Origin of the sequence: Actinobacillus equuli, assembly GCF_900636745.1 — a bacterium.
GTDB classification, from domain to species: Bacteria; Pseudomonadota; Gammaproteobacteria; order Enterobacterales; family Pasteurellaceae; genus Actinobacillus; species Actinobacillus equuli.
In genome coordinates this window covers 1,411,833-1,422,951 of sequence record NZ_LR134310.1, presented here as the reverse complement: position 1 = coordinate 1,422,951, position 11,119 = coordinate 1,411,833, and the positions used below count along the sequence as shown (strand labels likewise).

12 protein-coding genes are annotated in these 11,119 nt (G+C 42.2%); 1 reads left to right on the top strand and 11 read right to left on the bottom strand.

The window, feature by feature from the left end; all coding sequences use genetic code 11:
• Positions 1–24: 24 nt before the first annotated feature.
• Entirely contained in the window at positions 25–645 is a 621-nt protein-coding gene (locus EL121_RS06755) for a MerR family transcriptional regulator (RefSeq protein ID WP_039198607.1), read from the bottom strand.
• 199 nt (positions 646–844) lie between these two features.
• Between EL121_RS06755 and EL121_RS06750 the strand changes: the two genes are divergently transcribed.
• Positions 845–2,047 (top strand): aromatic amino acid transporter, encoded by a 1,203-nt coding sequence (locus tag EL121_RS06750; RefSeq protein WP_039198605.1) that lies wholly within the window; start codon positions 845–847, stop codon positions 2,045–2,047.
• A 62-nt stretch (positions 2,048–2,109) separates the two neighbouring features.
• Here the strand turns inward: EL121_RS06750 and EL121_RS06745 are convergent, their stop codons facing one another.
• The 10 genes from EL121_RS06745 to napF all read right to left on the bottom strand — a co-directional run bounded on the left by EL121_RS06745 (position 2,110) and on the right by napF (position 10,936).
• On the bottom strand, positions 2,110–2,403 hold the full coding sequence (locus EL121_RS06745; RefSeq protein WP_039198603.1) for a YfcZ/YiiS family protein: 294 nt from the start codon (positions 2,401–2,403) through the stop codon (positions 2,110–2,112).
• A gap of 63 nt (positions 2,404–2,466) precedes the next feature.
• A complete protein-coding gene (locus EL121_RS06740; protein WP_039198601.1) occupies positions 2,467–3,237 on the bottom strand; it encodes a biotin--[acetyl-CoA-carboxylase] ligase in 771 nt (256 codons plus the stop codon).
• Positions 3,238–3,245: 8 nt separating this feature from the next.
• Positions 3,246–4,274, bottom strand: a complete 1,029-nt coding sequence (gene murB, locus EL121_RS06735; RefSeq protein ID WP_039198600.1) for a UDP-N-acetylmuramate dehydrogenase — start codon at positions 4,272–4,274, stop codon at positions 3,246–3,248.
• Positions 4,275–4,385: 111 nt separating this feature from the next.
• Positions 4,386–5,000, bottom strand: coding sequence for a cytochrome c3 family protein (locus tag EL121_RS06730; protein WP_039198596.1), 615 nt, complete (start codon positions 4,998–5,000; stop codon positions 4,386–4,388).
• Between the two features lie 11 nt (positions 5,001–5,011).
• On the bottom strand, positions 5,012–5,437 hold the full coding sequence (locus EL121_RS06725) for a nitrate reductase cytochrome c-type subunit (RefSeq protein ID WP_005625247.1): 426 nt from the start codon (positions 5,435–5,437) through the stop codon (positions 5,012–5,014).
• Between the two features lie 210 nt (positions 5,438–5,647).
• Positions 5,648–6,541, bottom strand: coding sequence for a quinol dehydrogenase ferredoxin subunit NapH (gene napH, locus EL121_RS06720; protein WP_039198595.1), 894 nt, complete (start codon positions 6,539–6,541; stop codon positions 5,648–5,650).
• Entirely contained in the window at positions 6,541–7,446 is a 906-nt protein-coding gene (gene napG, locus EL121_RS06715) for a ferredoxin-type protein NapG (RefSeq protein ID WP_039198593.1), read from the bottom strand. The genes napH and napG overlap by 1 nt, the downstream gene beginning before the upstream one ends.
• A 186-nt stretch (positions 7,447–7,632) precedes the next feature.
• The gene (gene napA, locus EL121_RS06710; RefSeq protein ID WP_039198591.1) at positions 7,633–10,116 is read right to left on the bottom strand and encodes a nitrate reductase catalytic subunit NapA; all 2,484 of its coding nucleotides are present in this window, start codon (positions 10,114–10,116) and stop codon (positions 7,633–7,635) included.
• Positions 10,117–10,149: 33 nt separating this feature from the next.
• Positions 10,150–10,410 (bottom strand): chaperone NapD, encoded by a 261-nt coding sequence (locus EL121_RS06705; RefSeq protein ID WP_015674344.1) that lies wholly within the window; start codon positions 10,408–10,410, stop codon positions 10,150–10,152.
• Positions 10,403–10,936: a ferredoxin-type protein NapF gene (napF, locus tag EL121_RS06700; protein ID WP_039198588.1), complete on the bottom strand. Its 534-nt coding sequence runs from the start codon at positions 10,934–10,936 to the stop codon at positions 10,403–10,405. The genes EL121_RS06705 and napF overlap by 8 nt, the downstream gene beginning before the upstream one ends.
• Between the last annotated feature and the right edge of the window lie 183 nt (positions 10,937–11,119).

Below are 11,119 nucleotides of genomic sequence, written 5' to 3'. Positions count from 1 at the left end.
CGCTAAAATAGTGAAAAGTAAGAGTTAATACTTAACTAATTGTGAATTTAGGATATACGGCTTTAATAGTAATAAAATATTAAAAAAGTGTTTCAAACGCTCTTCTTGACCTTTTTCTTGCATCAAGATTTCCCCGCCGATTGCCATTTCTTGACGCGCTAAATTTTTCGCCACTTCCGCATAACTTTCTAATAATTGGAATTCCTGCGCATCACATTGGCTAAGAATAGCCAACATATCACGATCTTTCGCACTAAAGTCGCCATGGGTCGGATTAATTAAACCCATTTCCACAAATTCATTCAATTCAACTTCGGTAATACCAAATTCCGAACAGATCTCACTCACTAATAAGCGTTCACCTTCCGTACCGTTTAGAATGTCCAACGAGCCCATTAAGCTTTTATAAGGATTATTCAGATCAAAATCCGGCTGAGCAAATACCGTTTTAATCTGTGAAATGGTTGCATTAAAGTTTGCTTGAAGATATTTAATAAATTCAATTAATTGGATATTGCTTTCATCATATAAGTGAAAGTTCGGTTTATCTTTCAAAGGTTCCGGTAACAATCCCTCTTTAATGTAATAAAGAATGGTTGATTTAGGCGTATTAGTTAATTTAGAAAGATCGTTCATCTTCAGCATAATAAGTTCCTTTGGATCTAATTTTGGATCTATTTTAGATAATCTATACAAAAGCGTAAAGTTTTAGTATTCACTATTTGGCTAAAAATAGCGTTTTACGATGATAAAAATACACTTTTTCTCTATAAGACTATTTTTTAATAAGTTAGTTTATGGCACAATACTATTACTTTAATGTACTACTTCAATAGGATATTTTATGAAAAAACAGCCAACACTTTTTGGTGGCGCTTGTATCATCGCAGGTGTCTGCGTAGGAGCAGGTATGCTTGGACTCCCAACTTCTGGTGCGGGAGCTTGGACAATGTGGTCTATTCTTGCACTTGCTTTCACCATGATTGTGATGACATTTTCAGGCTGGTTACTCCTTGATGTTTATAAAGGCTATGACCTACGCGCGTCTTTCAATACCGTTACCAAAGACTTATTAGGTAATAAGATTAATGCATTAAATAACCTTGCGGTTTATTTTGTCGGCGGGATTTTACTTTATGCTTATACCACCGCTTCCGGTGGAATTTTAGAGAACCTAACCAAGTCAGTGATTGATTTCGGTGAATTCGGATCTCGTATCTGGTCTGTGCTATTCGTGCTGATTTTCTCGTTCTTTGTATGGCACTCTACTCGATTAGTTGATCGCATTTCTGTGTTATTAATTATTTTTATGGCATTGTCGTTTACATTCAGTATCTCGGGCTTAGTCAGCAATATTGATAGCAATATCTTATTCGATCAGCAAAACGATAGCGGTGAATACGCCAAATATGCGTTAGCGATGTTACCGGTTGCATTAACCTCTTTCGGTTACCATCATTCTGTCTCTTCAATGCGTGCTTATTATGGTGAAGTGAAGAAAGCGAAATACGCAATTGCCGGCGGTACACTTATTGCTTTAGTGCTTTATTTACTTTGGGTAATCAGCATTTTCGGCAATTTACCACGCGCGCAATTTGCGCCGGTTATCGCAAGTAACGGTGATTTAGACGTATTATTAAATACGATTGGTGAAGTAGTGCAATCGCCGTATGTGAAACAAGCGATTAATGCGTTTTCTATGGCGGCAATTCTGTCTTCTTTTATCGGGGTTGGGCTAGGTACATTTGATTTCTTGGCAGATTTCTTTAAATTTGATGAGAGTAAATCAGGCAGAACAAAAGCATGGGCGGTGACTTTCTTACCTCCACTAGTATTCTCATTACTTTCGCCGCTCGGTTTCTTAAAAGCAATTGGTTATGCAGGTGCGGTGGCAACCCTTTGGACTTGTATGATTCCGGCGTTATTAGCCTATAAAGCGAAAAAAGGTAATCTATTTATGATTGGACTGGTATTCTTATTCGGTGTGTGTACCGCGGTATTCCATTTCCTTTCAATGTACGAAATGTTACCAATGTTTAAAGGCTAAACCATTTATTTCTAACCACAGAAAACAAAAAAATAAGGGGCAACAAATGTTGCCCCTTTGTTTTATCTAACTGCCATTTGGAATAACACCACTTCCGCCTGACAACTAAATTCAATCTGCATTTGCATTAAAAAACCGTCTTCAACTTGGCTAATATTATGTTGAATAACACAAGCTTCGGTTTCTACCGATTTTGCTTTTTCTGTGAAAAATTCAACCGCTTGCTGCGCTTGTTCTTCACTATCATACACCGCTTCAAAGGCGATTTGGCGATCGCTATTATCCAACATTGAATCGCCTTTCAGCTTACACATATTATGTGCTTCCGCCGCTTTCTGTTGCATGGTTTTGTGCATAATGTTTCCTATCTATATTTCTACCAAAATTTTGTGAAAAACTAACCGCTTATCCGAAAATACTCAATTTGAGTCAGCACGCAATGACATCTCACCAATGCCGAACGGGGTAATAACACTGTTTTGCTCAAGCAGTAATTCACCGTGTTGATTGATACCACGTGAAATACCGTGAATTTCACTACCTTCCGTGACCAGCTTTACCGGCCGATCACGAAAAATATCAAATGCTTGCCAACGCTCGGCATAATGTTCAAAGCCAACAAGCGGGTAAATTTTGAGATTTTTTTGCAATTCATAAGCGAGGCGACACACCAGTGCATTACGATCAAACTGATAACGTGATAAATCAGACCATGCTTGGGTCACGATATTTTCATCCACTTTGGTCATTCCCAAATTCAAACCGATGCCGATCACTAAATGGATACCATTGCGATCCGCTTTGGTTTCAATCAGAATCCCGCCCATTTTTTTGCCGCAATAATAAATATCATTCGGCCATTTGATTTGGATATTTTCAACCTGTTGCGCTTGCAAACTTTCAGCAATAATCAGTGAAACCACCAAACTCAGCGAAGAAATATGCGCAGCGTCTTCAGTCGGGTAATGCCATAAAATCGAAAAATAGACATTTTCACTTTGCGGTGAATACCAAGTGCGCCCACGTCTGCCTCTGCCGGCGGTTTGTTGCTCCGCCAAACAAACCGATCCTTGCGGCAAGGTTTGATAATGTTTGAGTAGATATTCGTTGGTCGAATCAATTTCATCAAACACCAACGCTTGCCCGCACAATAACGCCGTTTGGATCTGAGATTGGTTTAATTTGCTCATAACTTTAGTTATCTCGTGACTTCTTCGCTATTCACTTCGCCATTTTTGCCCATAAAACGCACTTCCGGATGCAATTCAACCCCGAATTTTTCACGTACACGGCGGCGTACTTCTTTCGCTAATGCCACTACATCTGAACCAGCTGCCGCTTGCTTATTAATCAATACCAACGCTTGTTTTTCATGTACCGCCGCGCCACCTACTTGAAAGCCTTTCAATTCGCATTGGTCAATCAACCAACCTGCCGCCAATTTTACTGTGCCGTTTGCTTGCGGATAGTTTGGAATATTCGGGTAGGCGGTCTGAATTTGCGCAAATTTTGCATCATCAATCACTGGATTTTTAAAGAAACTACCGGCATTACCGAACTCGTCCGGATTCGGTAATTTTGCCGAACGTACCGCACACACTTCGTCAAACACTTGTTGAGGCGTTACGCTTTGCGGATCAAACTGAGTTAATGAGCCATAACTTAATACCGGCTGCCATGCTTTTGTCAATTTGATTCCGACCGAGAGAATCGCAAACTCGTCTTTGTATTGGTGTTTAAACACACTTTCACGATAACCGAATTGGCACTCTTGTTTGGTCAAACGGAAAATTTCACCGGTGCGCAAATTCAGCACTTCGACAAAATCACACACACGTTCAAATTCCACCCCGTAAGCACCGATATTTTGAATCGGTGCAGAACCTGCCACACCCGGAATGAGTGCGAGATTCTCAAGACCTGCAATATTGTTTGCTAGCGTCCATTTCACCAGCTCATGCCAACTTTCACCGCCTTGCACGTGCAGATAGTGGAATTGTTCATCTTCGTGATGCGTAATACCTTTTAATTTGTTGATGAATACGCAACCGTCAAAATCATCTAAGAAAATCACATTTGAGCCTTGTCCTAAAATCAGTACCGGCTGATGATTGTTTACGGCGGTTTGCCATTCGTTAAGTAATTGTTCGGCACTGCTGAATTCAACGATTTTGCTTGCATTTGCCGGTAAATGGAAAGTATGGAAAGGAGTTAAACTGTGTTTCATAAAGGATTGATCCGTAACAAAAATTGCACAAAGTATAGCATAATTCGCAAAAAAATCCCCAAGTACACCGTACTTGGGGATCGTAAAATCGAATAAAAATCCGACCGCTTGTTATTTGCCTTCCGCTGGTTGTTCTTTTTTCAACATATCTTCAGGAATGAAGCTCTTTTGAATTTTTTCCATATGTGGAAGGTTGTGTGCAATACCTTTGTGACAGTCGATACAAGTTTTGCCTTGATCTTGTGCCATTGCGTGCATTTGTTGCGCCACGGTTTTCTGTTGAGTAAAGTCCATATCTTCAAAGTTATGGCAGTTACGGCACTCTTGCGAATCGTTAGCTTTCATACGCGCCCATTCACGTTCCGCCATTTCTAAGCGGTGTGCTTCAAATTTTTCTTTGGTATCCACTTTACCGGTAAAGTGTGCATACACTTCTTTTGAAGCGATGATTTTACGTTTCCACTTATCAAGGAATTCGTGTGGCACGTGACAATCTGAACAGATAGCTTTCACACCGCTACGGTTTGAGTAGTGAGCCGAAGCACGATATTCAGGCACTACGTCATTCATATGACAGTCTGAACAGAATTGTTCGGTATTGGTATGTTCTAAACCTTGGTTAAAACCGCCCCACGCTAAAATACCGCCAATCGCAGAAATGATAATGAGTGTACCGGCAGCCATTTTGCTCGGCGTACGGAACCAGTTCCAAAATTTCTTAATCATCACCTTTCTCCTTATTTACTTTGTGTTTGACGAATCGTGTCAAATTTATTTTGAATAATCGGATTTACGTCCGTTTGTTGTACGTGGCACTGTAGGCAGAAGTAACGACGTGGCGAAGTTCCTTCAGTCGGTTTACCGTCACGATCCATAAAATGGCTTGCCGGTACACGTGTCGCACCGGTTGTTGGCGCAACTTCAGGGCTATGACAACCTAAGCATTGGTTGGTATTTTTCGTTACTTGTAAACCACGAATACTGTGCGGAACAAGCGGTGGTTGGTGAGGGAAAGTCACAGGAATGTTGCCTGCATCTTTCTGGGCATTGGTATAAGCAGGGGCAACACTTTCCACTGTGCTATCAATACTTTTTGCCACTTGCGTTTCCGCCACGGCAAAGCCCGCCAATGCGGTCAATAAGAGGGTGAGATATTTTCTCATGTTAAATCACTCCGTTTTAAAAATTAAAAAGGGTTATAAATCCCCCTCTTTAGTAAAGAGGGGTTAGGGGAGATTTGCCTGCGGTCATTTTTGCAAAATTTTAGCGAATTTAAACCGCTTTCCCCTTCTATACCAGAAATTGCCTAACGCAATTTCTGCCTATCTTTCTCCTGTAAACGGACGAAAGGAATGTCCCTTTACTGGGCTTTATTAAACATTTTTCACTTCAATACTGCCTTGAAAGCGTGTACCGAATGCAAAGACTTTCTCTGCACATACATCGATACAACGTCCGCAGCTAATACAGTCTTTCGAAAGTACAACGGTACTGTCTTCCGGTTTACCGTGTAACGGAACTCTTAATACTTGAGGTTCCGGACATACGTTGTAGCAGTCCATACAGCGGTCACAACGGTTACGATCCACTACATTCACTTTTATGACACTTTTTGCACCAATCAATGCATAAGTTGCACCGATTGGGCATAAATGTCCGCACCAGCCGTGTTCCACAACCAGCAAGTCAAACAGGAAAATGATCGCAACCAGCCATACGGTTGCGCCTAAACCAAAGACAAAGGCTCGTCCTAATGCAGCAACTGGGTTAATCCACTCCCACAATAGAGTTCCCGAGATTGCACTGCCGACTAAAATCATCACTAAAATTACATAGCGTAAATTACGCGAGATTTTCGCACTTTGGCGAATACCTAACTTACGTCTCAGCCATGCGGCAGCATCGGTCACCATATTCATTGGGCAAACCCAACTACAAAAGGCTTTACTTGCCACAATCGCATAAAATGCCACGATAATCAGAGCGCCTAAAATCGTTGTCCATTCCGGTAGATAACCGGTCGCTAGGCTTTCTGCCGTCATCAGCGGATCGCTCATTGGCACGCTATCAAACAGCATACTGCCGCTATAATTGCCTTTTAGAATCCAAACATTCCAGAAGGGCCCGCTTAAAAACATTAAGATAATGCTTAATTGGCTCAAACGGCGCAGAATGAGGAAACGATAAGCTCGCCACCAACCTAATTTTTGTCGGGCCTCAAGTCCCGCATCTTTAGGTTTATTCGGTACGTATTTCACTTCAGCCATTATTTCACCCCCTTAATGTTTAAATCTAAGTTAGGGAAATGTTCCGCTTCCGGCACCGTGGTTGATTTCGGTACGTAATCGTAAGTAGCACGATTTGGCGTTGCTACTTTCTGATTCGGCTGAACCTGCATAAATTGGTAAGTCGGTTCGCTCATTCCTTCCGGCATACGGGCGTCTAACGCTGGACGTAAACCGTCCGGATGTTGATCTTCCAATAACGCCTTACCGGCATTTTGTTTTTCTTTCCAACCTAAGCGGTAATGTCTGCCAAGTAAACCTTTAGCAAGATCCATCGGTAATACTTTGATTGCCGCTTCTTCTAATACACAAGCCTGTTCACACTTCCCGCAACCGGTACAAACATCGGAATGTACGGTTGGAATCAACTTAGCATGAATATGAGTTCGGTTATTATGTACTTCTTCTAATGTGATAGCTTTATCAATCAGAGGGCAAACACGATAACAAACATCACAACGTAAGCCTTGCCAGTTCAAACAAGTCTCATGATCCAGTAACACGGCTAATCCCATGCGAGCATCATTGATATCGGTGAGTTCCTCACTCAATGCACCGCTTGGACAAGCATTCATACAAGGAATATCCACACACATCTCGCAAGGCTTATCACGGGCTACAAAGTAAGGCGTACCGGCTTCCATTGGCGAAATCAGGCTAGCCAAATGCAACATATCGTACGGACAAGCCTGTACGCACTGCCCACAGCGGGTACAAGCCGCTAAAAAGTCTTTTTCAGGTAATGCACCCGGTGGACGAAGCGCTACACCTTCTTTTGCATTCGCTTGTTGTTGCTGTAATCCGAGAATCACACCAACACCGCAAATACCGGCAGCCGTTCTGGTCGCATTTTTCAAAAATTGACGGCGATTTGGGTCAAGTTTCATAGTAGTATCCTTATCTTACCCTCGCCCCTTACGAGAGAGGGACAGATAAAAATTGCGTAAGGCAATTTTTATCAGGGAGAGGGAAAATTCAGATTAAATGTAACCGCTTACCCTCTCTCTGGCTAACTCACTAAACGTTTCGTTAGCCTGTCTCTCTCCCATAAAGGGAGAGAGTAAAATGTCTCATTAAGCCTTAACCACTTTAACCGCACATTTCTTGAAGTCTGTCTCACCTGAAATCGGGTCTGTCGCATCTAACACTAATTTATTGGCCAACTGACCGGCATCGAAGAAGGTCGTGTAAATTAAGCCTTCCGGACACTTGTTACGACCACGTGTATCTAAGTGGGTAATCATTTCACCACGACGGGTAATTAATTTCACCTTGTCACCATGACGTAAACCACGTTTTTTCGCATCTGTCGGGTGCATCCAACATAAGTTGTTCGGGAACGAACGGTGTAACTCCGGCACACGACGTGTCATCGTGCCGGTATGCCAATGTTCAAGTACACGACCGGTACATAGCCATAAATCGTATTCTTCATCCGGGCTCTCTGCTGGTGCTTCGTAAGGTACGCCTAAGATGATCGCTTTCTTATCCGGATAACCGTAGAACGATACACCTTCGCCAGCTTTCACATACGGGTCAAAGCCTTCACGGTAACGCCATAAGGTTTCTTTACCGTCAACCACCGGCCAACGTAAACCGCGTACTTGGTGGTAAGTATCGAAATCCGCTAAATCGTGACCGTGACCACGACCGAATTGTGCATACTCTTCAAATAAACCTTTTTGTAAGTAGAAACCGAAGTGCTCCGCCTCATCATTGATATAACCCGGCACGTTAGTCGGCACTTTATATTTGTTTACTTCGCCGTTGAGATAAAGCACTTCATAAAGGGTTTTACCACGGTATTCCGGCATTTGCGCTAACAGTTCTTCGCCCCATACTTCATCCGTTTTGAAGTATTTTGAGAACTCAACAATTTGCCATAAATCTGAACGAGATTCGCCCGGGCCTTTCACTTGCTGACGCCAGAATTGGGTACGGCGTTCCGCATTACCGTAAGCACCTTCTTTTTCTACCCACATACAAGTTGGAAGAATTAAGTCTGCCGCCACTGCTGATACTGAAGGATATGGATCTGAAACGACGATAAAGTTTTCAGGATTACGCCATCCAGGGAAAATTTCTTCATTAATGTTCGGACCACCTTGCATATTGTTAGTACAAAGCTGCCATAAGAAATTTAATTTACCGTCTTTCAACATACGGCTTTGCATTACCGCAGGGTAACCCGGTTTAGTCGGGATTGTGCCTTTTGGTAATTTCCACGCTTTTTCTACGATCTCAACGTGTTTCGGATTGGTTACCACCATGTCCGCCGGTAAACGATGTACGAAAGTACCCACTTCACGTGCCGTACCACAAGCTGACGGCTGACCGGTTAATGAGAATGGACCACAACCCGGAATTGAAATCTTACCGGTAAGTAAATGTACGTTGTACATCATATGGTTTACCCACACACCACGTGTATGTTGGTTAAAGCCCATTGTCCAGTAAGAAACCAGTTTTTGTTCCGGATCCGCATACATTTTCGCTAAAGTTTCTAGCTGATCTTTCGGCACACCGGAAATTTCATGTGCTTTTTCTAATGTGTAAGGCTCAACGATTTTCTTGAATTCTTCAAAATCAGAATCGTACATTTTGCCCGCAGTTTTCGCATTTTTAGCCGCTTGTTGGAGCGGATGTTCCGGACGTAAACCGTAACCGATGTCGGTTTCACCACGTTTGAACTTGGTGTGTTTATTCACGAAATCCCAGTTCACTTTATCGTTTTGGATAATGTAGTTTGCGATATAGTTAAGAATCGCTAAATCCGAATGCGGTTTGAAGATAATCGGTGTATCCGCAAGTTCAAACGAACGATGTTCAAAAGTGGACATTACTACGACTTTTACTTTATCGTCAGATAAACGGCGATCAGAAATACGGCTCCATAAAATCGGGTGCATTTCCGCCATATTTGAACCCCAAAGCACGAATGCATCGGTTTTCTCAATGTCGTTATAACAACCCATCGGTTCATCCATACCAAAGGTACGCATAAACGCAACTGCCGCAGACGCCATACAGTGACGTGCATTCGGGTCGATTGTGTTAGAACGTAAGCCGGCTTTCCAAAGTTTTACTTTCGCGACACCTTCAAAAATGGTGGTTTGGCCTGATGAGAACATACCTACCGCATTACCGCCTTTCGCTTTTAAAGTCGCTTTAACTTTTTCCGCCATAATGCTGAAAGCTTGATCCCAAGAAACCGGTGTGAAATCACCTTCTTTATGGAATTTACCGTCTTTCATACGTAACAAAGGCGTTTGTACACGGTCTGCACCGTACATAATTTTTGAAAGGAAGTAACCTTTGATACAGTTTAAACCACGGTTTACTTCTGCATCCGGGTCACCTTGCGTTGCAACAACACGACCGTCTTTAGTACCGACAAGTACACTACAACCCGTACCGCAGAAACGGCATGGCGCTTTGTCCCATTTAATACCGTCATCAGCAGCATAAACATTTTTGACAGGAATCGTCATTCCTGCCGCAGCAGCCGCAGCAATTGCCGCGTTTGCTTTCATAAAATCTCTACGATTGAGTTCCATAATGTTTCCCACGTTTATTAAAATGATTAAAAATTATTGCTCATCAATATAATTTGAAATAAGTGATACTACGATAACACCACTAATATCTTTCACTTGTTCAATTAAATCGGCAAGCGCAAGCTGTCTGTCACTTTCTAGCGTGACCACTAATTTACCTTCTTCGGCTTTCTCGCCATGAATCTCTGCATAAGGAATCGTTAAGATATCCGCTTTCACTTGCTCAAGTTTAGCTGGCTTCGCTTGTACCACAAGGCTGCAGACATACCAGTTCTGGCTTTCTAAATTACTCATTATTTTCCCTATTAATTCTAATTGCTTTGGTCGGGCAAACACTCAAACAAGCGCCACAACCATTACAAGCGGTCAAATCTAGCACTAAATTTGCAATTCCGCCCAATGCCGGACGAAAACGAATGGCTCGGCTTTCACAACTATCACCGCAAGAGCGACACTCAACACGTTGTTTTAGCAAACAACTGTCTTGCACTTCCACTTTATGCGTCCAAGGCTGTTCCGTTATCGCTAAGAAAACATTCGCCTCACAACTTTTCACACAAGCTTGGCAAAAGGTACATTCACCACGGTTAAAATCTATTTCCGGATAACCGCCGGCACCTTTGATGATAATTTGGGTTTCGCAAGCAGATATGCAGTTATTACAAGCGGTGCATTTTTGATAAAAATCTGCAAGATTTGTCCAAGGCGGGCGAATCGCATTATGTCCTTGTTGCTTTACCTGCTCCGTTTGTAACGCGTTTAAAAAATGTCCACATAAAAAACTGCGCCGAGGTAATGATTGTTGGCTAAAATCGGACAAAGCATCCCCATTACAAGTCTAATTAAATGGTCGGCATTATCCGATTTTTACTGGTCTGCTTTTATTACTCGAAGGAGGTATTTGCTGAGGAACAACAGGAAAGATTGATAATTATCAAAGAATAATTAGAGGAAGTTTTGTATGTAAAGCAAGATTTTAGCGATAATTAGGAACCGTTATTAT